22 protein-coding genes are annotated in these 23563 nt (G+C 73.6%); 18 read left to right on the top strand and 4 right to left on the bottom strand.

Annotated elements, in window-relative coordinates:
• Nucleotides 1-40: 40 nt before the first annotated feature.
• From blsE to ABZ497_RS08205, 10 genes are all read left to right on the top strand, one after another.
• Complete coding sequence (blsE, locus tag ABZ497_RS08250) at nt 41-1030, top strand: cytosylglucuronate decarboxylase (protein ID WP_359803994.1); 990 nt, start codon at nt 41-43, stop codon at nt 1028-1030.
• Nucleotides 1018-2121, top strand: a complete 1104-nt coding sequence (gene blsF / locus ABZ497_RS08245) for a CGA synthase-related protein (RefSeq protein WP_359803993.1) — start codon at nt 1018-1020, stop codon at nt 2119-2121. The genes blsE and blsF overlap by 13 nt, the downstream gene beginning before the upstream one ends.
• A gap of 166 nt (nt 2122-2287) precedes the next feature.
• Nucleotides 2288-3454 (top strand): arginine 2,3-aminomutase, encoded by a 1167-nt coding sequence (gene blsG, locus ABZ497_RS08240; RefSeq protein WP_329486280.1) that lies wholly within the window; start codon nt 2288-2290, stop codon nt 3452-3454.
• On the top strand, nt 3451-4632 hold the full coding sequence (locus ABZ497_RS08235) for a DegT/DnrJ/EryC1/StrS family aminotransferase (protein WP_329486281.1): 1182 nt from the start codon (nt 3451-3453) through the stop codon (nt 4630-4632). The genes blsG and ABZ497_RS08235 overlap by 4 nt, the downstream gene beginning before the upstream one ends.
• Nucleotides 4629-5870 carry an ATP-dependent carboxylate-amine ligase gene (locus ABZ497_RS08230; protein ID WP_359803992.1) on the top strand — a complete coding sequence of 414 codons (1242 nt, stop codon included), beginning with the start codon at nt 4629-4631 and terminating at the stop codon, nt 5868-5870. Before ABZ497_RS08235 ends, ABZ497_RS08230 begins: the two co-directional genes overlap by 4 nt.
• 81 nt (nt 5871-5951) lie before the next feature.
• Nucleotides 5952-7343 (top strand): MFS transporter, encoded by a 1392-nt coding sequence (locus ABZ497_RS08225; RefSeq protein ID WP_359803991.1) that lies wholly within the window; start codon nt 5952-5954, stop codon nt 7341-7343.
• A gap of 107 nt (nt 7344-7450) precedes the next feature.
• A complete protein-coding gene (locus ABZ497_RS08220; RefSeq protein WP_359803990.1) occupies nt 7451-9343 on the top strand; it encodes a hypothetical protein in 1893 nt (630 codons plus the stop codon).
• 25 nt (nt 9344-9368) lie between these two features.
• The gene (locus ABZ497_RS08215; RefSeq protein WP_359803989.1) at nt 9369-9989 is read left to right on the top strand and encodes a class I SAM-dependent methyltransferase; all 621 of its coding nucleotides are present in this window, start codon (nt 9369-9371) and stop codon (nt 9987-9989) included.
• Between the two features lie 102 nt (nt 9990-10091).
• A complete protein-coding gene (locus ABZ497_RS08210; protein ID WP_359803988.1) occupies nt 10092-10610 on the top strand; it encodes a nucleoside 2-deoxyribosyltransferase in 519 nt (172 codons plus the stop codon).
• A gap of 125 nt (nt 10611-10735) precedes the next feature.
• A complete protein-coding gene (locus ABZ497_RS08205) occupies nt 10736-12193 on the top strand; it encodes a M1 family metallopeptidase (protein ID WP_359803987.1) in 1458 nt (485 codons plus the stop codon).
• A gap of 91 nt (nt 12194-12284) precedes the next feature.
• Here ABZ497_RS08205 and ABZ497_RS08200 read toward each other — a convergent pair whose 3' ends face one another.
• Complete coding sequence (locus tag ABZ497_RS08200) at nt 12285-13916, bottom strand: ADP-ribosyltransferase domain-containing protein (protein ID WP_359803986.1); 1632 nt, start codon at nt 13914-13916, stop codon at nt 12285-12287.
• Between the two features lie 271 nt (nt 13917-14187).
• Here ABZ497_RS08200 and ABZ497_RS08195 point away from each other — a divergent pair, with 271 nt between their 5' ends.
• From ABZ497_RS08195 to ABZ497_RS08185, 3 genes are all read left to right on the top strand, one after another.
• Entirely contained in the window at nt 14188-14865 is a 678-nt protein-coding gene (locus tag ABZ497_RS08195; protein ID WP_359803985.1) for a macro domain-containing protein, read from the top strand.
• Nucleotides 14866-15021: 156 nt separating this feature from the next.
• A complete protein-coding gene (locus ABZ497_RS08190; RefSeq protein ID WP_359803984.1) occupies nt 15022-15459 on the top strand; it encodes a hypothetical protein in 438 nt (145 codons plus the stop codon).
• Nucleotides 15460-15715: 256 nt separating this feature from the next.
• Nucleotides 15716-16801 (top strand): restriction endonuclease, encoded by a 1086-nt coding sequence (locus ABZ497_RS08185; protein ID WP_359803983.1) that lies wholly within the window; start codon nt 15716-15718, stop codon nt 16799-16801.
• A gap of 37 nt (nt 16802-16838) precedes the next feature.
• Here ABZ497_RS08185 and ABZ497_RS08180 read toward each other — a convergent pair whose 3' ends face one another.
• On the bottom strand, nt 16839-17195 hold the full coding sequence (locus ABZ497_RS08180) for a DUF6234 family protein (RefSeq protein ID WP_359803982.1): 357 nt from the start codon (nt 17193-17195) through the stop codon (nt 16839-16841).
• Between the two features lie 132 nt (nt 17196-17327).
• Between ABZ497_RS08180 and ABZ497_RS08175 the strand changes: the two genes are divergently transcribed.
• Nucleotides 17328-17888: a hypothetical protein gene (locus ABZ497_RS08175; protein WP_359803981.1), complete on the top strand. Its 561-nt coding sequence runs from the start codon at nt 17328-17330 to the stop codon at nt 17886-17888.
• A gap of 60 nt (nt 17889-17948) precedes the next feature.
• Here ABZ497_RS08175 and ABZ497_RS08170 read toward each other — a convergent pair whose 3' ends face one another.
• Together ABZ497_RS08170 and ABZ497_RS08165 are read right to left on the bottom strand one after the other, a co-directional pair.
• On the bottom strand, nt 17949-19256 hold the full coding sequence (locus tag ABZ497_RS08170; protein WP_359803980.1) for a cytochrome P450: 1308 nt from the start codon (nt 19254-19256) through the stop codon (nt 17949-17951).
• Between the two features lie 77 nt (nt 19257-19333).
• On the bottom strand, nt 19334-19483 hold the full coding sequence (locus ABZ497_RS08165; protein WP_359803979.1) for a hypothetical protein: 150 nt from the start codon (nt 19481-19483) through the stop codon (nt 19334-19336).
• Nucleotides 19484-19729: 246 nt separating this feature from the next.
• Here ABZ497_RS08165 and ABZ497_RS08160 point away from each other — a divergent pair, with 246 nt between their 5' ends.
• The 4 genes from ABZ497_RS08160 to ABZ497_RS08145 all read left to right on the top strand — a co-directional run bounded on the left by ABZ497_RS08160 (nt 19730) and on the right by ABZ497_RS08145 (nt 23471).
• Nucleotides 19730-19858, top strand: coding sequence for a hypothetical protein (locus tag ABZ497_RS08160; protein WP_329486296.1), 129 nt, complete (start codon nt 19730-19732; stop codon nt 19856-19858).
• 161 nt (nt 19859-20019) lie between these two features.
• Nucleotides 20020-21174 (top strand): hypothetical protein, encoded by a 1155-nt coding sequence (locus ABZ497_RS08155; protein WP_329486297.1) that lies wholly within the window; start codon nt 20020-20022, stop codon nt 21172-21174.
• On the top strand, nt 21171-22058 hold the full coding sequence (locus ABZ497_RS08150; protein ID WP_359803978.1) for a phytanoyl-CoA dioxygenase family protein: 888 nt from the start codon (nt 21171-21173) through the stop codon (nt 22056-22058). The genes ABZ497_RS08155 and ABZ497_RS08150 overlap by 4 nt, the downstream gene beginning before the upstream one ends.
• Nucleotides 22059-22085: 27 nt before the next feature.
• The gene (locus tag ABZ497_RS08145; protein ID WP_359803977.1) at nt 22086-23471 is read left to right on the top strand and encodes an MFS transporter; all 1386 of its coding nucleotides are present in this window, start codon (nt 22086-22088) and stop codon (nt 23469-23471) included.
• Nucleotides 23472-23563: the final 92 nt, after the last annotated feature.

Below are 23563 nucleotides of genomic sequence, written 5' to 3'. Positions count from 1 at the left end.
CCCCGCCCGTCCCGTGAGTCGTCTGGAAGGTCCCCCCTCCGTGCGTGCACGTGATCGCTACCTCTTCATCCGGATCCTGGAAGCCTGCAACGCCGACTGCTTCATGTGCGAGTTCGCTCTCTCCCGCGATACCTTCCGCTTCTCCCGCGAGGACTTCGACGACCTGCTGCCCAAGGCCCGGGCGGCCGGCGTGGGCTACGTCCGGTTCACCGGCGGCGAGCCGCTGATGCACCCGCACGTGGTGGAGCTGGTCCGCTCGGGCGCCGCCGCCGGGATGAGGATGTCCCTCATCACCAACGGGTCGCTGCTGCCGCGGATGGCCGCCCCGCTGGCCGCGGCCGGCCTGGCGCAGGTGATCGTCAGCCTGGACGGCTCCTCGGGCGCCACCCACGACGTCTACCGGCGCTCGCCCGGGATGTTCGACAGCGGGCTCGCCGGGCTGCGCGCCGCCGCGGAACTCGGCGTGCTGCCCCGGGTCAACACCGTCGTCGGGCCGCACAACTACACCGAGATGCCCGCACTGCAGGAGGTCCTGACCGGGGCGGGGGTGCGTCAGTGGGAGCTGTCCGCGCTCAAGCTCGACCGCAGCATCACCTACCCCGACGCCGACCACGTCCGAAGCGTCTGCGATCCGATCTACGACGCCGATCCGGCCGCGCTGCTCGTCCCGATGGGCAAGCGCTTCTACGGCGACACCCCGCAGGAGCAGGAGCGGTACTTCACCGACTCCGTCACCCCGCGCGCGGCCGAACCGCTCTGCCACGTCGCGGACGACGTCATCTACGTCGACGGCAAGTACGGGCGGATGTACGCGTGCAGCTGCATCCCGCACCGGGAGGGCGACGACGGGCCGGGTGGCGCCCCGCTGCGGGAGCAGGGGGCGATCCAGCTGGACACCCCGGTCTTCCGGGCCCACGCCGAGTGGTTCCGCGAACGCGGTCCCGCGGTGTGCAACGGGTGTTCCACCACGGCCGCCGGATACAGCGACGACGTGGCGCGACTGGGGGCGGTGGGCCCGTGGCACTACTGAGCTCCGGTCCGCAGGCACCGGCCGCACCCGACCGACCGGCACCCCTGGACCCCGGCACCGACCCGGCCACGCCCACCCGGCGCACGCCCGCCGGCTCGGGGTCGGCGGCGGCCCACGGCTCGCCGCAGGGCCCCCGCGTGCTGTTGAGCGCCCGACCGGACCAGCTGGACTCGACGCTCGCCCTACGGCGGGTGGCCGCCCACCTCGGCGACCTCCGCCCGGTCGGCGCCGAGGACGTCGATCCGCCGCCGGTCGCCGCACTCGTCTGCGACGACGTGGCGAGGACGGAGCACCTGCTGGGCCTGGGCGTGCCGGTGGTGCACCTGATCTCGGGCCACCCGGTCGGCGGCCCGGCGACCGAGCACCTGCCGGCCGGCACCCCGGCGGCCGGCACCCCGGCGGCCGACAATCCGGAGACCGACGCGCCGCCGGAGCGCGCCCTGGGGCGGGTCCACCGGCCCGGGTGGCTGCCGGCGGCCGGGCCCGCCGCCCGGGGCGTCCGGCCCACCGGAGTGCTCGCGCCGCAGCGCACCGGCCGGAGCCGGTCCCGCTCGGGCACCCTGCTGCTGCTCTCGCTCTGGCGCGTACCCGCCGCCGAGGCGGAGGCCTTCGCCGGGGCGGCGCTGCCCGCCCTGGTGGCGGCCGCGCTGCACCGCACCGGGGGCTGCACCGTGGTCGCCGACACCGGGCTCGACCTGCTGCGATCCGCCCTGGGCGGCCTCACCGGGCGGCCGGGCCTGCGACTGGGCCAGGCCGCCGAGACCGACCCCGACGCGCTGCACGCCGAGGCCGGCGTGTTCCTGGCCTCCCCGGTGCTCGGGGCGCTCGCCCTCGCCCAGGCGCGGCGGGCACCGCTGGCCCTGCTACCGGCGCTCGGGCCCGCCCAGCGCGCTCTGGCCGAGCAGCTCGCCGGCGTCCTGCCCCTGCCCTCGGCCGAGGATCCCGCGGATCCGGGCCTGTGGGCGCAGTCCGGCGCCGGCGGCGCACCCGCCGCGGGCCCGTGGCACCTGCTCGACCCGGCCCTGGACGACCTGCGCGGCGCCCAGCGGGTCGCCCGCACGCTGCGCCAACTCGCGCTGGCTCCGCTGTGAGCCGCCGCCCGCCCCGATCCGCGCCCCGGACCCCACCCGGGCCCCGGGCCCGTCCTGATCCCCCCACCCCGTCCGGCCGCCGGTCCGGCCCCACCCGTCCCGGCCACCTCCACAGCCCCACCCTCAGCACCTTCACACCCGTCGACCGCGTCGTACTGGAGCCGCCATGTCCGACACCCTTCGCGAACCCACGGCTGTCACCCGCCCCGAACTGATCCGTCCCAGGGTCCCGGAGAGCGACTGGGACGACTGGCGCTGGCACATGCGTCGGCGCATCACCACCCTCGACAAGGCCCGTCAGTGGATCAACCCGAGCCCCGACGAGGAGAAGGCCATCGCCGGGGTGGCGGGCAAGTACCGCTGGAGCGTCACCCCGTACTACGCCTCGCTGATGGACCCGGACGATCCCAGCTGCCCGGTCCGGCAGCAGGCGGTGCCCGCCCTCGGCGAGCTGATGGAGTTCCCCGGCGCCGAGGTGGACCCGGTCGGTGACACCTTCTACCGCAAGACCAACCGGGTGGTGCACAAGTACCCGGACCGGGTGATCATGTTGATCACCGAGGCGTGCCCGGTCTACTGCCGCCACTGCACCCGCAAGTTCCACACGACCGACGTCGACGGCACCTACTTCCGCGACGACGAGGGCGGTTCCTACGACGAGGACCTCCGCTACATCGCCGACCACCCCGAGATCCGGGACGTCCTGCTGACCGGCGGCGACCCGCTCTCCTACCAGGACGGCAAGCTGGAGGAGATCATCGCCGGTCTGCGGGCGATCCCCAGCGTGGAGATCATCCGGATCGGCAGCCGGTTCCCCGTGCTGCTGCCCCAGCGGATCACCGACGACCTCTGCGCGATGCTCGCCAAGTACCACCCGGTCTGGCTGAACACCCACTTCAACCACCCGAAGGAGATCACCCCGGAGGCCGCGGCGGCCGTCGACCGCCTGCTGCGGCACGGGATCCCGGTCGGGAACCAGACGGTGCTGCTGCGCGGGATCAACGACGACGTCGCCACCATGCGCACGCTGATGACCGAGCTGCTGCGGATCCGGGTCCGGCCGTACTACCTGTACCACTGCGACAACGTCACCGGGGTCTCGCACTTCATGACGTCCGTCGAGAAGGGCTGGGAGATCATGGCCGGCCTGCAGGGCCACATCACCGGGTTCGGCGTCCCCCAGTACGTCCTCACCACGAAGATCGGCAAGATCCCCATCCCGCCGCCCTCCTACACCCAGATCCCCGAAGGCCTGCTGCTCCGCAACCACCGAGGCCAGGAGATGGTCGTCGACGGTTCCGCGCAGCCGATCACGGAGTCGGACACCGCATGAGCTCACTCGACAAGCGGCTCGGGCAGCGCTTCCTGCCCTACGGCGCGAACTACCTCGACTGGTCCGACATGTCGGAGCTGCGCAAGGTGATCGAGCACCAGGTCCTCTTCCGCTACCAGACCGAGACCGAGAGCATGGCCTCCCGGCTGGAGCGGACGGTGGCCGAGCGGCTGGGCGCGGGCCACGCGCTGGCCGTCCACAACTGCACGGAGGCGCTGCGGCTCGCGCTGATCTCCACCCGCCCCGCCGTCGGGGACCTCGTGTACATCCCCGCGGTCACCTTCGTCGCGGTGGCCGGCGCGGTGCTGTCCTGCGGCCTGATCCCGGTGCTCGTCGACGCCGACGACTCGCTCTCGATGGACCCGACGCTGGTGCCGCCCGACGCGCAGCGGGTGATCGTCGCCCATATGGAGGGCACCGTCGCCCCACTGCCGGCCGGGGTGCCGTACCTCGTCGAGGACTGCGCGCAGTCGCTCGGCGCCCGCTTCCCCGACGGCCGGCAGGTCGGCACGGCGGGATACGCCGGGACGTTCAGCTTCCACCACAACAAGGTCCTCACCTCGGGCGAGGGCGGCCTGCTCGTCACCAACGACGAGGACGCCTGGTCGACCATGCGCTGCTACCACGACCACGGCTCGGCCCGGGTGCCGGGCCACTACCCGACGTGGAACCAGGACGCCCACTTCGGCGAGAACTTCGTGACCAGCGAGCAGGTCGCGGCCGTCCAGTGCCAGCAGTTCCGGCACCTCGACGAGCTGCTCGCGGGGCTGGAGCGGATGTACGCCATCGCGATGGGCGAGCTGCCCGACCGGCCCGACCTGGAGGTCCGGCCGCGGGCCGCCGGCGACGTCAAGGTCAGTCTGCGGTTCCGCTGCGAGAGCCGGGAGTTGCGGGACGCCGCGGTGGCGGCGCTCAGCGCCGCCGGCATCGCCAACTGGACGCTCGGGAAGTACCTGCTGCCCGACCACCCGGTGCTCACCGGCCGCCGTTCGCTCTACCGCGACGGCTTCCCGTGGAACCACGCCCCCGACGTCCCCCTGGCCCTCAGCCACGACGGCTTCGCCCGGACCAGGGACGTCCTGGACCGCACGCTGTGCGTACCGCTCTCCCCGGAACTGCCCGAGGAGGAGCAGGCCCTCGCGGCCAAGGCCGTCCGCCAGGTGCTGGAGTCGGTGTGAACGACACCGAGGTGCTGCTGATGGTGGACGACCGGCCGTCCTCCTTCACCCGCTACGCCGCCCGGGAACTGGCCGACCGGCTGGTCCTGCTGCGGTTCGCCGAGACGCGCCAGGACCTCTCGGAGGACTACCTCCTCGAAACCGCGCACCTGCCAGCCTTCTGGGTGCGCGAGGGCGCGGCGCCGGCCCAGGAGGCGCAGCGGTACCGGCAGTGGGCGGCGGGGCTGCCCGTACCGCCCACCCGGTTCTGCAACCCGTCGGAGCCCCGGCAGGCGGCGGCCCAGCGGTTCGCGGCGCTGGCCGGCCTCCCGCACCTGACGGAGCAGCAGGTGACCCTGGTCCGGGACAAGGCCGTCATGAAGGAGCGCTTCCGGCAACTCGGACTGCGGACGGCGGAGTTCGCCCGGGTGCGGTCGGGCGCCGAGATCGGGCGGTTCGCCGACCGGCACGGCTGGCCGGTGGTGCTCAAGCCGGTGGACTCGTTCGCCTGCGTGGACACCTACCGGCTGGCCGGGCCGGGGGACCTCACCGGGATCGACCTCGGCGCCCGGCGCTGGATGGTGGAGGAGCACCTCGGCGGCACCGAGTGGGAGGTGTGCGCGATCGTGCTCGGCGGCGAGGTGCTGGACGCCTGGCCGAGCGCGATGCCCTGCCGCCCGCTGGACATCGTCGACGGCGCGATGAACGCCAACATCAGCGTCGGCACCGGCGACGGGCCGGCGGTCGACGTGCGGGCGCTGGTCCAGCGCGTCATCACCGGGATGGGCATCGACCACGGGTACGCCCACATGGAGTTCTTCCTGATCGACGGCGAGGTGTACGCGGGCGAGATCGGTGTCCGGCTGGCGGGCTGCGAGATCCCCGCCAACCACGGGCACGCGTACGGCTTCGACGTGTTCGGCGCGACGCTGGCGGTCTACCTCGGCCGCCGGCCGGAGCTCGACTACCGCGAGCGCCGCTGCGCGGGCGACCTGCTGCTGCCGCTGCCCGGGTCCGGGACGATCCGGAGGATCACCTCCCGGGAGGAGCTCCTGGGCCTGCCCGGGGTGGTCGACGCCGTCCTCAAGGTCGGTGCCGGTGATCGGGTGGCGGCCCGCCGGGCCTCCCACAACGCCTCGGGGTACGCCCATGTCGTGGGAGGGTCGGTCGCGGAGGTGGAGACCCGGATGCGCGAGGTGCTCGACCGGTTCACCATCGAGGTGGTACCGGCCCGGGAGGCCGATGCCGTCCCCACCTGACCCCGCCGGGCCGGCCGCCCGCGCGGCGGCCCGGCGCCCGACTCCGCCGCCCCCTACGGCTGTTGAACGGAGACCGACCGCGTGACCCTCCCCTCCGGCGGCCTGCCGCGCCGCTTCCTCGACCTGCTCACCCGACCCCTGGTGGCCGGGCCGGCCTGGTGGAGCGTGGTCTCCAGGCTGCCGGTCTACCTGATGTCGCTGGCCCTCGTCCTGACGGTCCGTGAGCAGGGCGGCGGCTACGCCCAGGCCGGCCTGGTGGCCGCGCTGTACACGCTGGGGATGGCGCTCGGCAGTCCGCTGATCGCCCGCCACCTCGACCGGCGCGGACGGGCGGCGGTGCTGACAGCGACCGCCCTCGCCTACCCGGCGGCGCTCACCGTGCTGGTCTGGTTCACCCACCCCGGTGGCTGGGCCCAGCCCGCCGCGGCGGTCGTCGCCGGGGCGGTGCTGCCGCCGGCGAACGCCTGCATGCGCTCGCTCTGGGCGCGGCTGCCGCTGCGGGAGGAGGAACGCGAGACGGCCTACCTCTGGGAGGCCCTGCTGACCGAGGTGCTGGTGATCAGCGCACCACTGATGCTGGCGGCGCTGATGCTGGTCGGCTCGGCGGGCCTGGCGCTCACCACGGTCGCCGTGATCGGCGGCCTCGGCACGCTGGGGCTCGCGCACACCCGGCTGCCGGTCGGTACCGAAGCCGCGGTCACCGAAGCCGCCGGTACCGAAGCCGCGGTCACCGGAGGCCGCGACTCCGAAGCGGCCGGTACCGGGGGCCCCGGCGCCGCCGGCACCCGCGCCGACGGCGCCGGCGCGGCCCACCAGGACACCGGCCCGTCCCGGTCCCCGGCCGCCGCCGGACCCGCCGACCGGAGTGACCCGCGCCGGCTGCTGGGCCCCCTGCGGGAGCCGGCGCTGCTGGCGCTGACCGCCGTGATGGCCCTGTCCGCGGTGCCCATCGGCCTGCTGACCCTGGCCATCCCGGCCTTCGTCGACCGCCACGGGGCTCCCGGCGGCGCCGGCGTGGTCTACGCGTGCTGGGGGGTCGGCAGCGCCGTGGGCGCCCTCTGGCTCGGCCGCTCGCAGTCCGAGGTGGCGCCGCAGACGCGCTTCCCCCGGCTGCTGCTGGCCTACGCCCTCGGGACGGGTCTGACCCTGCTCGCCGGTTCCCAGCTCGGTCTCGCGCTGGCGCTGGCCGTGGGGAGCGCACCCATCGCGCTGGTCTCCGCCACCGAGATGACCCTGGTGAGCACAATCGCCGACGGCCGCTCCCTGGCCGAGGCGTTCACCTGGGCCTCGCTCGCCACCGTCCTCGGTGACGCGCTGGGCCAGCAGGCCGGCGGGCTGCTGATGGACCCGCTCGGGCCGCGCGCGGTGTTCGCCGTGGCGACCGGCACCGCCCTGGCGGCCGCCGCCCTGGCCTTCGTATGCCGGGGATTGCTGACCCGGCGGGCGGCGCCGATGGTGGAGTGCGCGGTATGACCGCCGGACCCTCCGGCCGCGGCCCCCCGGCCGCCCGCGCAGCGGCCCGCCGGCCCGTCGCACCCGCCGTCCCATCCGTCCTTCCCACGCCCCAGAGGTGGTCCACCATGAACGCCGCCCCCGCCGACCGACGGCCCGACCAACGGCCCGACCTGCCCGGTCCGGCCGCCCTGTTCCGCACCGTCACCCGGCACCAGTTACCGCGGGCCGTGCGGGAGTTCCTGGACTCCCCGCAGCTCCTGCCGGTGCCGGTGCCCACCGACGACCGCGCCGACCTGGCGCAGAGCGTCGAGCTCGCCGGCCGGCTGTACGGCGGCCGGCGGCAACCGCACCCGCTCGACTTCGGGATCGTCCTCGGCGCGGCCGAGCTGCCCGAGGGGCTCGCCGAGCTGGCCCGACCGCTCGCCCGGACATGGGTGGCCGAGGAGGAGTTGGCGGACGTCGCGTCGTTCCGGGCGCGGCACAGCGGTTCGCTGCTGCTCGTCGGCCGCTACGACCGGCTCACCCTCGACCCCGTCCGGGACCTGCTGCTGGACACCTACCGCGGCCGGCCGCACGGGCTGACGCTGCTGAGCGGCCGGGACGACGCCTCGGTCGGCTGGAACATCGCCAAGCAGTACGCCGAACCGGCCCTCGACGTCGACGCGCTGGGCCTGTTCACCGACACCGACCGGCCGCCCCGGCTGCCCGGGGTCCAGGTCTTCGACGACCGTGACTTCGAGCGCGAGGACATCCAGGCCCGGATCCTCGGCACCCGGTGGCGGCGGGTGGCCTTCCAGGGGCACGGCAAGGACGACAGCGTCAACCTCGGCGAGTTCACCATCTGCGGCCTCAACGGCACGGCCACGGCCGTGCCCGGGCTGCTCGGCCCGCGCTGCGCCTACGGGCTGCCCTGCTACAAGCCCGAGGACAAGCTCGTCCCGCTCAACCGGGTGGAGGCCGTGGAGCTGGTGCTCAGCGCGTGCAACAGCGGCCCGCTCGCGGACCTCGCGCTGTACGACCCCAAGTACCAGCTGCTGCTGAACGCGCTCGACGGCCCGGCCCGCACGGTGGTCTCGGCCGTGTCGGTGCACGACTCCGACCGGCCGGAGAACGTCGCCTGGATGCACGGCGCCCTGGTCGGCGCGGACTCCGTCGACACCCTCAACGCCAGCCTGGCCGGCTCGCACCCGTACCCGGCGTTCATGCGCTTCGGGCTGCCGTCGGCGCCGGAGGACACCCCGCCGCCGCCCGCCCCGGCGGACCACCGCCCCGACCCGCTGCTGCTCACCGTGGGCGCCCGGCTCACCGCCTACCTCGGCTCGGAGCTGCTGCCGCACAACCACCCGCTGCGGCCCCGGCTGACCAGGCTCGCCCGGAAGGTCGACCTCTGGGTGGCGCGGCCGACCCATCTCGCCGACCAGTCGCCCGAGCAGATCCACGGCTCGCTGACTGCCGACCTGCAGTCCCTCGACCACGTGATCACCGAACAGGTCGCGGCCAACCCCGAGCACGAACTGATGAACTACCCGGCGCACTTCGGTGACCGCAGCAGCCTGGACCCGCAGGTGCGCGAGGTCACCTGCCACTGCGGCCGCCCCGCCCAGGAGTTCACCCGGCGCGGCCTGCTCCCGCACATCCTGGACACCACCTGCGCCGTCTGCATGCGCTGCGGCGACGTCACCTTCCGGCTCCCCGACTCCCCCGCGCTGCTCGCCCACGCCCCCGACGAGGTCGAGCAGGGCGGGGTGCTGGAGATCCGGGCCATGGTCACCGCGACCCGGAGCGGCCCCGTCCGCCTCGGCCTCTTCGTCCCGAGCTACCTGCGCGAGGACACCACGGTCGAGCCGGTCACCACCCGGCTCCGGCTGACCGGCGGCCGGCCCGAGGAGGTGGGGTTCCGTGTGCGGTTCGCCGCCGACACCGCCCCGCAGGCCTACTACTTCACGGTGTTCGCCGTGCAGGACCTCGCCGTCTCGACGGCCCGGCGCCACTTCGGGGTCGTCCCCCGCAGCGCCTGACCCACCGCACAATCCAAGGAGAACCATGGAGAGCCAGACCAAGCCGGCGATCGAACTGATCGAGCAGAACGGCGAGGTGACCCTCAGCATCGGCGGCGAGCAGGCCATGCAGGCCTGGGAGCGGGACCTGATGTGGGCCAGCGCGGACATGCTCTGCGAGTACGGCCAGGACTTCTACGAGGTGGGGCTGGGCCTCGGCCTGTCCGCGCTGCGGATCGCGGGCAACCCGGCGACCCGCCGGCACACCGTGCTGGAGCTCTTCGACGAGGTCGAGGACCTCTTCCGGGCCCGCCACCCCGAGCTGCCCGGCAACCTCGCCATCGAGCGCGGCAACTTCTTCCAGCGGATCTTCGAGCTGCCGTCCGAGAGCATCGACGGGATGTTCTTCGACCCCGCCCTCGACATGGACGTCTGGACCGACGCCGAGCTGTGGGCCAGGACCATGCCCGAGGTCGTCCGGGTGCTGCGCCCCGGCGGAGTGTTCATCCCCTTCTTCAGCACCAAGCCGGAGCTTCGCTGGCAGTACCTGCCGCACTTCCGCTCGATCCGGGTCGAGCGGCACCCCTTCGTCGCCTACGACACCACCGAGTACACCCACGGCGGCACCAGCGGTGACGCCTTCATCCAGTGCTTCCTCAAGGACTGACCGGTCCACCGCTCCCCCTCGGCCGGTCCGGCCCGTGACCGCCCCGCCGGCCGACCCCCACCCACCCCGCGCACCGGCGCTGTTCCGGAGGTACCTCCCCCCATGAGCATCACCCTGACCAACGGCTCCCGCCCCGACCTGGGCATCCGGTCGGTGTTCCTCGCCGGCCCGTTCATCCAGCTCCTGGACCCGGAGACCGGAGAGATGTCCGCCGAGTCGCGGGCCCCGTTCGACATCCTGATCAAGCACTTCGAGTCGCAGGGGCTCGCCGTGCACAACGCCCACCGGCGCGAGGCCTGGGGGGCGGAGCTGATGCGGCCGGAGCAGTGCACGAAGCTCGACCAGGACGAGATCCGCAAGGCCGACGTGTTCGTCGCCCTGCCCGGCCACCCGGCCTCGCCGGGCACCCACATCGAGATCGGCTGGGCCAGCGCCTTCGACAAGCCGATCGTGCTGCTGCTGGAGCGCGACCGGGAGTACACCTTCCTGGTCCAGGGCCTGCACACGGTGGCCTCGGTGGAGTACGTGGTTCACACGGACCTCGCCGCCGGCCTGGCGGCCGTCGACCGGGCGGTCGACCTGGCGGTACTGCGGCAGCGGGAGGGCAGCGGCACCCGGTGACCGTCCTCCGACCGACTCCCGGTCCCGTCCCGTCCCGCACCCCGGGCCGGGACGGGACCCGTCCGGCCGTGCCGCCGCACCGCCCGGCCGGACGGCCGCCGTCCACCGGCGCCCCGGGCCCGTCCGTGCGGCCGTCCCCAGACCCGTCCCCGGGCCACGGCTCCCGGGCGGCCCCCGCGGACTGCCCGCCGGGCCGCCCACCGGGCCGCCCACCGGGCCGCCCACCGGACCGGCTGCTGGCCGCGCTGCTCGCCTGCCTGGCGCTGGTCGCCACCGCGACGGGCTTCGCCCCGCCCGGCCGGGAGCGGTCCGCCGAACCGGCCGGCACACCGGCGGCGGCCGCCTACACCGTCGCGCTGACCGGGGACTCCTCGGGCGCCCGCTGGACCGGCCACGAGCGGGTGAGCTTCACCAATGTCTCGGCGCAGCCTCTCCCCGAGGTCTACCTGCGGCTGTGGGGCAACGCCCACGGGGGCTGCCCGGCGCCGGCCGTCACCGTGACGCGCCTGGTCGGGGGCGCCGCGGCCACCCTGTCGGCCGACTGCACGGTGCTGCGGGTCGCCCTGCCGGCCCCGTTGCACCCCGGGGGCCGCCACAGCATCGGCTTCGACCTCGACCTCAGGGCACCGGAACTCGCGGACAAGGCCGGGCGGTTCGGGCGGCACGGGGCGTACAGCCACTTCGGCAACGCCCTGCCGGTGCTCGCCGTGCGGGACGCCGACGGCTGGCACCTCGACCCGTTCACCGACACCGGGGAGTCCTTCTACGCGCTGGCCGCCGACTTCACCGTGGTGCTCGACCACCCGGCGGCCCTAGGGGTCCCGGCCTCCGGAAGCTCGTCCGACGGCCCGGGCGCCGCCGGACGGACCGTGACCACGGCGACGGCCCGGCAGGTGCGTGACTTCGCCTGGTCCGCGGGCCCGTTCGAGAGGAGTTCCGCGGTCTCGGCCGGCGGGGTCAGGGTCACCGTGCACGCGGTGGCCGGAGTCGGTGCGGCGGATACCCGGACCATGCTCGGCCTCGCCGTGTCCGCGCTGGACACGCACGCCCGCGCCTTCGGCGGCTACCCGTACGCGGAGCTGGACGTCGTGCTGGACGACGACCTCTGGTTCAGCGGCATGGAGTACCCGGGCTTCGTCCTGGACCGGGTGAAGACGACCGCCCACGTCCACGAGATCGCGCACCAGTGGTGGTACGGCATCGTGGGCGACGACCAGTACCACCAGCCCTGGCTGGACGAGTCCTTCGCCGAGTACGCCACCGACCTCGCCCTCGGCCGGGACGGCGCGGACTGCTGGAGCCGCGTCGCCTGGTCCGCCCCCGAGGAGCGGATCACCAACGGCATGGCCTACTGGGACGAGCACCCCGACCGGTACGGGGTGGTGGTCTACGACTACGGCGCCTGCGCGCTGCACGACCTGCGGCGGCTGATCGGCGCGGACGCGATGGCCCGCCTGCTCCACGGCTACACCCGCGCGCACTGGTACGGCGTGAGCGGCACCCCCGCGTTCCTGGCCGCCGCCGGGGCCGCCACCGCGGAGGACCTGGCCCCGTTCTGGGCGGCGCACCGGATCGGCGTCTGAGCGGCCCCGGCGCTCCGGAGCGGCTCGGCCAAAGCCCGGAGCCGCTCAGGCAGGAGCCCGGGGCCGCGCCCGGGCTCCTGCCCGGCCCCGGTCAGGAGACCAGGCTCTGCTCCTCCAGTTCCGTCAGCGTCACGGTGCACAGGCCGCCGCGCTCGGCCTTCACGTTCGTCACCTTGAGCTGGGTGCCCGGCAGCAGGATGAACTCCTCCTCGCCGGTGAACGCGGAGTAGCGCTGGATGCCCGCGGCCCGGACGGGGAGCACCTCGAACAGCGTCCGCCTGCCCCGGCTGCCGAGGAACCCCTTCGCCACGCCGAGCTCGGAGGTGCAGGAGGAGACGCCCCACCAGGTGACGGTCCGTCCGAGCGGGTACTGGGCGCGCAGGTCCAGCGAGACCCCGCGCCAGAGCGGCTCGGTGCGGGCCGGGAGCTGCGACACCGCCGAGAACAGCAGCCGTAGGTACGGGAGGTACGGCACGACCCGGCTCCGGTCCGGTGCGCGCAGGATGGCGTTGATCTCCCGGTAGAACGCGGACTCGCAGGTGTAGAGGTAGAGCGCCGAGATGGCCTCGGCGGAGAGCCCGCCGGCCGCCGCCTCCTCCGCCCGCCTGCGGCCGAAGGCGTGCGACCGCTCGACGTGCCGGTCCAGACCGGACAGCAGCGCGGCCACCGGGGCGACGGCCGCGCGGAAGTCCATCAGCGGGGTGTCGAACACCCCGGTGATCGCGGGCAGGACGAGCCCCTCGTCCTTGACGCTCGCGAGCCGCTCCAGGTAGAGCTGGTGCAGCTCCATGGTGGAGGTGATGAACGCGCCCATGCGTTCGGCGAGATCGCCGCCCTCCCCGCCGCCCTGCGCCGCGCCCTCGTTCCACCCCTTGGCCGGCAGCCAGTCGATCCCCTCGGCGCCCAGCGAGGCGAGCGCCGCGTTCACCATGGCGAAGTGGTCGCCGTCGCAGAAGATGTCGCCCTGCGCGGCCGGGTTGGCGTGGTCGATGTGCCGGACCTCGACCCCGGGATACTTCTGCTGGAGCCGGAGCACGACCTTCTTCAGGCTACGGGCGTGCGCGCCCCACCACGCGAAGACGACGCCCCGGTCCTCCTCGTCCTCGGCGTCCTGCTTGGCCCGGAGGATCTCCTCCACGATCCGCTCGGCGACCGGGCGCCAGAACGCGGTGTGCCGGTCGGTCGCCGTCGACCCGTCGCTGCTCGCGGTGAGCGCCGCGTTCAGCAGCAGCACGCCCTGGGTGAGCATCGCCTGGAACCACTCCGGCGGCTGCACGGTGTCCTGTTCCTTCAGCAGCCCGCGTATGTCGGCGATCGGCGTCTTCTTGGGGATGCCGTGCTTCCACATCGCCGCCGCCTTGATGATGCAGCGGATGCTGACCACCCGGCCGAACTGGCTGTCCTTCCAGTCGTGGAAGGTGTTGTCGAACATGGCGATGCCGGTGGCGCTCTCCGGCCGCGGGTACGGGTTCTGGCCGAAGACGACGACCTTCCACTTGTGCGGCGCGTTGGGCTTGAGCGCCTGGAAGGTCAGCTCGCGGACGGGGACGACCTCCGGGCCGCGCCCCGGGCCGATGAACGCGGCCGCGTCCGGCTGGGCCTCGATGACCGGCTTCAGCAGCGGAAGCCACGGTTCACCGCCGCCCTTGAAGAGCTCCGCGAGCGCCAGCGGGTCGGTCGGGTCGGTCGGGGCGGACGGCGCGGGGGCGTGGGCATCGCTCATGGTGGTGTGACTCCGTACAGCCGTGGTTCGGCGGACGTGACGGGGCGGCCGGACGGACCACCGCCGGGTGCCGGCGGTCGTTCGGTGAGGGCCCGTCACCTCCGCGGCGGACTCCACTGTTGTACCGGCCCGGTCCGACAGTCGGCCGTCCGGACCCGTCGGCCCGCTTCCACGCACCGCCGGTGCGGCACGCACCCGTTGTCGCCCTGTCAGTGGTCGGCGATAGCGTCGTCACCAGTTCGAGGAACCGTGTCCCGAAGGGGAGTGGAGCATGACCACCGATCGCCCGCAGACGCCGCTCAGGGTCGTGTTGACCGACCTCAACGCGCCGGTCGTGGAGGCCTGGCGAGCCGCGTTCGCCGACACTCCGGAGATCGAGATCCGCCGGGGGTCGATCCTCGACGAGGTCGTCGACGCCTGGGTCAGCCCGACCAACTCCCGCGGCCGGATGGACGGCGGGGTCGACGCGGCCGTCAAGCGGCACCTGGGCGCCGGCATCCAGTTGCGCGTGCAGCGGGCGATCCGGGACCGCTTCGCCGGGGCGCTGCCGGTCGGGAGCGCGGTGTGCGTGCCCTCCGGCGCCACCAACCCGGCGTTCCTGATCTCCGCTCCGACCATGCAGGAGTCCTCGCAGAACGTGAGCGAGACCCTGAACGTGGCCCTGGCCTGCGCCGCCGCGTTCCAGGCCGTCCACCGGCAGAACACGGCGGCGCCGGGCAGCATCCGCTCGGTCGCCCTGGTCGGCATGGGCGCCCGGACCGGCCGGGTACCGGCCCGGGTCTGCGCCAACCTGATGTGGACGGGTTACACCCTGTTCAACGACCACACCTTCGAGGACGACGACGACCTGCGCGCCACCATCACCGCACAGCTCCACGACCTGGAGAGCGCGCCCCCCGCGCAGCGGATTCGCATCACCCCGCCCGCCCGCCGCACCGGCCGCCGCTGACCGGGGGCGCCCGGCTCCCCCGCACCCTCCGTGACGACGAGCGCCCGGACCGGCCGCCGGGCCGGCCCGGTCCGCCGCGCCGCGCTCGCGGAGTCCGGCCGACCCCGGCAGGCTGGAAGGGGGGACCGAATGGCGTCGCACCGTTCAGGAGGAGCCATGGACGCGGCCGAGCTGACCGGGACCTACACCTACCGGAGCTTCCTGGAGCTGCCGGACCCGGTCCAGGACTTCAACAGACTGCGGTTCGCGCAGTTGGAGCTGAGACTGACGGCCGCGCCGGACGGCACCGTCAGCGGCCTGCTGGTCTTCCCGGCGCCGCCGGGCACCGAGGCCCAGGCCATGGTCATGACCGGCCAGGTGTCGGGCTCCTCGCCGGTGGCCTTCACCCTGACCGGCAAGGGCCGGCCCGGCACCCCGATCTCGGACTTCCACTACGACTACGACGGCGTCATCCTGCACCACTGGGACACGGGGGTGAACCAGCGGACCACTCTCGCCGGCACCGTCCTGCGCGCCGAGCCCCACGGCACCGGCGAGAACCTGGCCCCGGCCGGCCAGACCGCCGGCTTCCTCGCGGTGAAGCGCAACGCCTGACCTACCCCGGCCGGGTCCGGCAGGACCTGCTCCCACCACGGCCGGGCCGATCTGCCACCGGCCCCGCCGTTCGAGGCCCGTTCGTCCAACTCCCTCCGCCTACAGGACAACTGAGTTACCGCCAGTCATGCTCATGCTCGCAGGAGCTGTCCAGGCGCAGGCCCTACTATCGGTGGCGACACACGACTGACACCGCGTCGGCGAGTCGTCCACCGTCACGCCTGCCCCACCAGCCACCCCTGCAAGGGAGCACCGTATGCCCCGGAGCCGGAAGCTCCATCGCCTCAGCAATCCCGACACCAGCGAGCGGCACGCCCAGCGGATGCTGTTCCGCCACCTCCGCGACGACACCAACGCGAACCGCGGCCGGATGGCCAAACGGGTGCGCGAGCTCCAGCTCCTCCTGGCGATGGACCCGGTCGAGTTCGAGCAGCTGATAGCCCGGCTGATGGAGGCCATGGGCATGAAGGTCGAGCTCACCGCCCGCTCGCGGGACGGCGGGGTGGACGTGCGCGGGATCGACACGGATCCCTTCCGCGGCGGAAACGTGATCGTGCAGGTCAAGCGGTACCGGGACACCGTCACGCCGTCGGCCGTGCGGGACCTCTACGGCACGCTCCAGCACGACCGGGCCGCGACGAAGGGCGTCCTGGTCACCACCAGCCGGTTCGGCCCGAGCTCGCACCAGTTCGTGGCGGGCAAGCCCATCACCCTGATCAACGGCGCCGAACTGGTCGGCCTGCTCAAGCACCACGGTTTCCACGAGGTGTTCGCGGCCGCGCACCACGACCGCGCCGATGACCGTGCCGGTGACCAGGGCGGCGACGGCCTGTCCGGGATCGAGCTGGCCACCGAGCCCGCCCGGCTCCTCCTGCACTGGACCGGCGAGGAGGAGTACGACATCGCCGCCCTGGTGTGCCAGGGGAACAGGGCGCTGTCGGACGAGCACCTGGTCTTCTACAACAACGCATCCACACCGGACGGTTCGGTCCGGCTGGTGACCGGCTACGGCGACGCGAACGCCTGTCTGATGGTGGACTTCGACGCGCTCCCCGCCGACGCCGACCGGCTCGTCATCGTCGCCGCGGCCGACACCGCGAACCGTCCGAGCGCCACCATGGCCGGGTTCGCCGGACCGGCGCTGATCCTCGAAGCCGGCGCCGACCAGGCTCCGGCCGTCGTGCACCTGGCCGACGGCGCCGAGACCAACACCGCGATGCGCCTGGGCCGCTTCGACCGCGACAGCGCCGGGAACTGGGACTTCACCCCCGCCCTCGCCGGCTACCAGGGAGGACTGCACCAGGCCGTCGTCGCCTACGGCCTGGAGGTCGAGGACGCGTAGCCCCCGCCCGCCCCCGCCCCCGCCCCCGCCCCCGGCGTCACGCCGACGGATGGGCCTGGGCCACCAGGGCCGCGACCAGGCCCGCCGTGGCCAGCAGGAGGAGGGCCGCCGTCCAGGGGCGGCGGGCCCAGGCGGCCACGGCCGCCAGGACGAGGACGGCGGCCATCTCGTAGCCGATGAAGTCGCCGTCCCGCCGGTGCAGGCGGCGGATCGCCTCCTGCCCGGCCGGGCCGTCGTACGACCGGGCCCAGCCCTCCAGGCCGGAGTCGAAGAGCCGGGCGACGAGCGCCCCGGCGACGAGCAGCAGCAGCAGGAGGCCCAGGGCCACATCGGCCCCGGTGCCGGTGCGCGCGGGCCGCCGCAGGCGCCCGGGGCGGGAGGGGGTCTCGTCCATCCGGCGATTCTGCCAAGCCGCCCGGCCGGATTCCTGAGTACCCGTACTCATCTCCGGGCGCGGGCGGGATCATGGCCGGATCCGCCGGGCGGGGCTGCCGCGACGGGCATCGTGTCCCTACGCTCAACCGTCATGCGTATACCCGCCCCCGCACTGAGGCGCGTGCGCCTCATCGCCGTCATCGCCCTGTTCCTCGGCCTGCTGGGCTTCGGCCACCCGGCCTCCGCCGCCGAGCCCCCGCCGCCGTTCACCTTGAGCGTGGACCACCCCGTCGTGACTCCCGGCCAGGTCGGCACGCTGACCGTGACCTTCACCAATCACCAGGCCAGTGACGTGCAGTTCCTCTACGTGACGACCTACGCCTCCGAACAGACCTCACCGACCCCGGCCGGCTCGCGTCCGGAATTCGTCTCCTGCACCGGTGACGCCAGCGCGTGCGGGTTCGAGCAGACCATGTCGTACTTCAACATGACCGCCCCCGTCGTGCCCATCGCCCCTGGCGAGAGCCGCAGCGTGCGGCTCGCCTACCGGTTCACTCCCGAGTCCGACTGCCACAGCCCCTCCGTCGTCGCCTTCGGCGTCCTCTACTTCTACTACGAGTACGCGCAGGGCACGCAGACCTACGAGGGCAGGCAGTGGATCGAGGCGGGCGGCAGCCCGACCATCGCCATGACCTGCCCGGCCGCCGCGTAGCACGGACGCGCCCCCGGGGCCGGACCCGACTCGGGTCCGGCCCCGGGGGCGGGGGCGGGGTCAGGGCCGGATCGCGGACCAGGTCGCGGGCAGCGCGTCGAACCAGCCGATGACGCGGCCGCCGGGATCGTGAACCGACCGGGCGTTCGCGACGGGCGCGACGTACAGGTCGTCGACCCGGCGGGCCAGGGCGGCGATGGCGACCTGGAGCTGCATCCGGGCGAGGGCGGCGCCCGGGCAGTGGTGGGTTCCCATGCCGAAGCCGAGGTGGGCGTTCTCGCCGCGCCCGATGTCGAAGCTGTCCGGGTCGGTGAACGCGCGCTCGTCCCGGTTGGCCGCGCAGAGCGCTCCCACCGCGACCTCGCCGCGGCGGATCAGCGTACCGCCGACCTCGACGTCCTCCGAGGCGTAGCGGGGGAAGGTCGAGGTGCTGTGGAACGGCGTGAAGCGGATCAGTTCCTCGACGGCGGAGGGTACGAGGTCCGGCCGGTGGCGCAGCCGCTCCAGCTCGGAGCGGTGGTGCATCAGCGCGCGTACGAAATTGGACAGCATCAGAACGGTGTTCTGGAGCCCGGGCAGGAGCAACCGCAGTGCGGCTGTGACCAGTTGGCGGTCGGAGAGCCGCTCCTCGCCCTCGCCGCGGGCCCGGATCATGGCGCTCAGCAGGTCGTCGGCGCTCCGCCCGGCCGGGTCGCGGGCGGCGATCAGCTCCGCCAGCCGGCGGGCGAGGGCGCGCCGGTCCTCCTGGTCCGCCCCGGACGGGGGCGACGCGGTGGTGGCCGCTCCCAGCAGCCTGGCCCGCACCCCGGGGCGTTCCCCGGCGGGTATCTCGAGCAGTTCACAAAGGACCTCGGCGGCAAGGGGTTTGACGAATCCGGCCATCAGATCGGTGGTCGCCCGGGCACCGGGCGGCCCGCCACGGTCGAGCCGGCCCAGCCCGTCCAGCAGCTCGTCGGCGATCTTCTCGGTCGCCCCGCGCAGCCGCTCGATCTGCCGCGGCTTGAGGCCGCCCCTGGTCACCCTGGTCACCTGCGCGGAGGTCGGCGCCGGCTCCCGCCCGGGTGCTGCCGCCGTGCTCGCGCCGGTGACGGCGACCGGGCAGCGCGCGGCCGCGTCGGCGGCCGGACCGGCTCCATCGGGCGGGGTGGCCGGGTCGGCCGGCGGGGTCAGCCCGAAGCGGCTGTCGGTCAGGATCCGGCGGACGTCGGCGTACCGGGAGCAGAGCCACGCCGAACCGAGGTCCCTGACCTCGACCCGGCCGAGCCCCTCGGTGTCCCGCAGGCCGGCGTAGCGGTGGTCGAGGTCGAGGAGGTGGGGCTCCCCGAAGGGGTAGCGAAGCACCTCCGGTGCGGATTCGGGGTGAGTCACCGTTCGTTCCTTCCTGCGACGCGACGGGCTCGGGCGGCGTGCGTGAGGCGTGCGGGAGGTGTGCGGACCGCGGGCGTTCAGGAGCGCGGCGCGACCTGCCAGCCGAAGCCGTCGTCGTCGCCCGAGGCCCCGCGGCTCCCGGCGGCCGGGGCGGCGGCGGTCGCCACGAGGCGGGCGGGCGACCGCCGCATGTCCGAACCGGCCTTGGTGCCAGCGAAGTTGCTCATGGTCCTGCCTCCGGGGGGTGCGGCGTGGGTGTCGGAAACCTGTATACAGGGGCTTTCCGGGCTGGTCAGCAGATTGCACCGGCCTCGGGCCGACATGGCAGGGACAGTCCGTCCGGGCGCCGGGAGGCCGGTTCAGGCCAGGCCTTCGGGGGTGCAGGAAGTGACCACTACCGCCCGCTCCGACCCGGGCCACAGCATGGGACCAGTCAGCAGCCCGCTGACGACCACCAGCCGAAGGAGACTGCGATGTCCGCGTTCGAGGAGCTTGAGGAACTGGTCAACACGATGGCTGCCGCCGAGCCGGCCGAGGTCGACGAGGACGGCCTCGGCGACGTGGCGTGGAAGGTCTCGTACTCGACCTTCTACAACAACTAGCAGTGCCGGCAGGGGCACTCGCCGCACCGCGCCGGAGGACCTCCTCCGGCCGGGCGACGGGTGCCCCTGCCTCGTCCGCCGCACCGTACCCCTACCGTCCGTGCGCGATGTGCGCCTGCGGATCCGCCCGGCGGGTCCCCGTCGATCCGAGGAGCTCGACCATGAACTTCGTCATTCCGGACGAGAAGGTCCAGCAGGGCGTCAAGGTCCTGCTGGACGACTACGTCCTCGTCAACAGCACCGACACCTTCGTCATCACCTACACCCCGGACAGCCGCGACCCGGCGGCCTGGCTGGCGCTCGCGCTCCGGCACCGGGGCTTCACGGCGCCGATCGTCCCGATGCGCAAGCTGGAGGACCCGGAGTTCGCCGGGCGCCTGGAGGCGGTGCTCCCCGACCCGGAGACGCTGCCGGGCCGTCTGGTGATCCTCACCCTGGAGCGCGACACCATGTCGCACTTCAACGTCTTCGAGAACGCGCTGCGGAGGTTCGGCGGCGACCGCACGATGATCCTGCGGATCATCAGCGCCTCCACCGCGTTCTTCACCAAGTCCCTCAACCTGGCGCCGGCGCAGCTGACCCGGTTCAACGCGACGCTGCTGGAGCGGGTGAAGCCGGCCCGCAAGGTGCGGGTCACCAGCCGGGGCGGCACCGACCTGACGATCGAGCTGGACGCGGACAAGTACCACTGGATCAGCAACCGGGGCGTCTGGCGGCCCGGCGGCTTCACCATCCTGCCGGCCGGCGAGGTCGCGACGTACCCGGTCACGGTCGACGGCGTGCTGGTCGCGGACGGCGCGTTCAACGCCAACATCATCACCCCGCTGAACGCCAGCCTGGCGGCCAACCCGGTCCGGGTGGAGATCGAGAACGGCCAGGCCGTCTCCCTCACCTGCGCCGACCCGGAGCTCGACGCGATGTTCCAGCTCTGCCTGAACAGCCCCTACGGCCGCAACGTCGGGGAGTTCGGCCTGGGCACCAACCGGGGCATCGACGAGTTCATCACCGCCAACTCGCACATCAACGAGCGGCGTTGCGGTGTCCACCTGGGCTTCGGCCAGCACAACCAGCGGGTCAGCAAGGTCCCGTACATCGCGGACGTCCACCTCGACCTGATCACCGCCGGCGCGCTGGTCTGGGTCGACGACGATCCGGAGCCGATCGACCTGGAGACCTTCACCGCGACCGACGCGGAGCACCCGGCGGACGCCCTGGACGAGGACATCACCGGCGACTGCTGCGGCCTGGGCTACGGCCAGCTCGAAGGCCTGGCCGCGTGCGTCGTCCCCGGCAGCCCGGTGCGGGTCCAGCGATGACGGCGGCGAACGGCACCGCCACGGTCGCCCCCGCGCCCGCCGCCGGAGCGTGCGCCGAGGTCTCCGCCCAGGTCTCCGCCCAGGTCTCCGCCGAGGACTTCGCCCGGCGCGGCTACGTGATCCTGCGCGGTGTCCTGGACGCCCCGGAGGTCGAGCGCGCCCGGGCCCTGTGCTCCGGCTACCTCACGGGCACCGGCTCGCAGGAGATGCTCACCAGCGACTTCCTCGCCGACGACTTCCTGGCCGGCATCGTGCTGCGCGAGCGCGTGGTGCGCGCCGCCAAGGAACTGCTGGGCGAGGACCACCCCGTGCTGTACCCGAACTGCACGGCGCGCAAGAACGTGTACGTCCCCTGGCACGTCGACGCGACCTTCGTCGGACCGACCGCCTCGTACGTCTGGGAGCCCGGGTTCGCCCACGTCCAGTGCGGGCTGTACCTCCAGGACAACGACCCGGTCGGCGGCGGAGGCATCGACGTGGTGCGCGCCTCGCACCTGATGTCCTTCGACGGATACGGCACCACCGAAGCGGAGTTCGACATCCCGGCGCGGACGGTGGGCGAGTCGGATCTCCGCGAACGCGTCGATACCCGAGCGGGCGACGTCGTGATGTGGAACGCTCGTCTGATGCACACCAGCACCACCGTCCTGCGGGACCCGGGCCGGGAGAAGTTCGGGGTCTTCTTCAGCTACGCCCGGCCCCATGTGCGCGACAACCACCGCTTCCTGAGCCAGATCGCCGTGGACTCGATGCGGACGATGAACGGCGTCTCCCGGCTGATCCCCCGGCTGGCCGAGATCGCCCGGATGCGCTACCCGGAGAGCTTCCCGGCCTGGTTCGCCCAGGGAGCCACCGACGCGGGCGTCCGCATCCCCACGCTCTGAGAGGACCGGCGTGAAAGGACGAGCGACGTGACGACGACGGCACTGGCCGGCGGGGGTGAGCAGACCGCGGACCCGCCGGTCTTCCCCGACCGGCCGTTCCGGGCCCTGTGGGCCGCGACCGGTCTCTCCCAGGTCGGTTCGGCGGTCAGCAACGTCACCATCCCGATGTGCGCGGCGGTCACGCTGGGCGCCTCGGCCCTGGAGATGACCTCGCTGGCGGTGGTCGAGGTGCTGCCGTCGCTGCTGATCAGGCTCCCGGCGGCGGCGTGGTCCGACGGGCTGCGCCGTCCGCGCGCGCCGATGATGGCGGCCTGCAACCTGGTGCAGGCCGCCATCATGGGGTCCGTACCGCTGCTCTGGTGGCTCGGGGCGCTGCACATCGTCCTGCTGCTGGCGCTGACCGCGGTGGCCTCGGCGGCGCTCGGGGTGTACTCCGCGCTGTCCAGTCCGCTGCTGGTGCAGATCGTCCCGAAGGCGAACCTGGTGGAGGCCAACGGGAAGATCTCGGCGACCCGCAGCGTCGCGGACATCAGCGGGCCCGCGCTCGGCGGCGCCCTGCTCGCCCGGGTCGCGGCGCCGTACGTGGTGCTGGTCGACGCGCTCTCCTTCCTGGCCTCCGCGGCCCTGCTCACCCGGGTCCGGCCCGCGAGCGCCGACACCGGGCCGGCCGACGCGGTGGCCGGTGGGCCCGCGGGCGCCGCCGGTCCCGCCGGAACCGCCGAAGGCGCCGTGCCGGCCGAGCCCGTGAAGACCGCGGAGACCTCGAAGACGTCCACGACCTGGAAGCAGCGGCTCGGCGCCGCCGCCAACGTCCGCCTCGCCCTCGCGATGGGCCGGCAGTCCGGGGTCCGGGCGGTGGTCACGGTGTCCTTCGTCAACGGGGTCACCCAGCCGGTGCTCGTGCTCTTCCTCGTGCACGCGGTGCACATGGGGCCGTCGCTGATCGGCTCGCTGCTGGCACTCGGCGCGGTCGGCGGGGTGACCGGCGGCATGCTCGTCGGCCGTGCGCAGAAGCGGTTCGGGTCGGGCCGCACGCTCGCCCTGGGCACCGCCGTCAGCCTGCTCTCGCTGGCCCTGCTGCCGTTCGCCGCCTCCGGGCCGAGCGCGATGGCCGGGCTGGTGCTGCTGGAACTCGCGGGCAGCTTCGGGGGGACGCTGCTGATCGCCAGTGTCTTCGGCAGCCTGCAGGCCGCGGCGCCGAAGGACCGGATCGCCCAGGTGATGGCGATGGCCTTCGTGCTGTTGCAGGCCGCCAGCCTGATCGGGGTGCCGGTCGGCGGCGCCCTGGCCGTCGCCTTCGGGACGCGGTGGGCGATGATCGCCGCGTTCGCGGTGATGGCCGCCGCACTGGGCCCGCAACTCGTCCGCTGGGCCCTGACCCGGTGGGCCCCGGATCCGCCCATCATCCTCTGACGGCCCTTCGGGAGCCGGCCCCCGCCCGGGGGCCGGCTCCGGGGGCCGGGCCCTGAACTCCGGCCCCCGGTACCGGTCCGGCCGCCCACCCA

The sequence above is a fragment of the Kitasatospora sp. NPDC005751 genome (assembly GCF_040630835.1).
Taxonomy (GTDB): Bacteria; Actinomycetota; Actinomycetes; order Streptomycetales; family Streptomycetaceae; genus Kitasatospora.
Note: the sequence above shows the minus strand (reverse complement) of the source record. Positions and strands in the feature narration are given on the sequence as shown.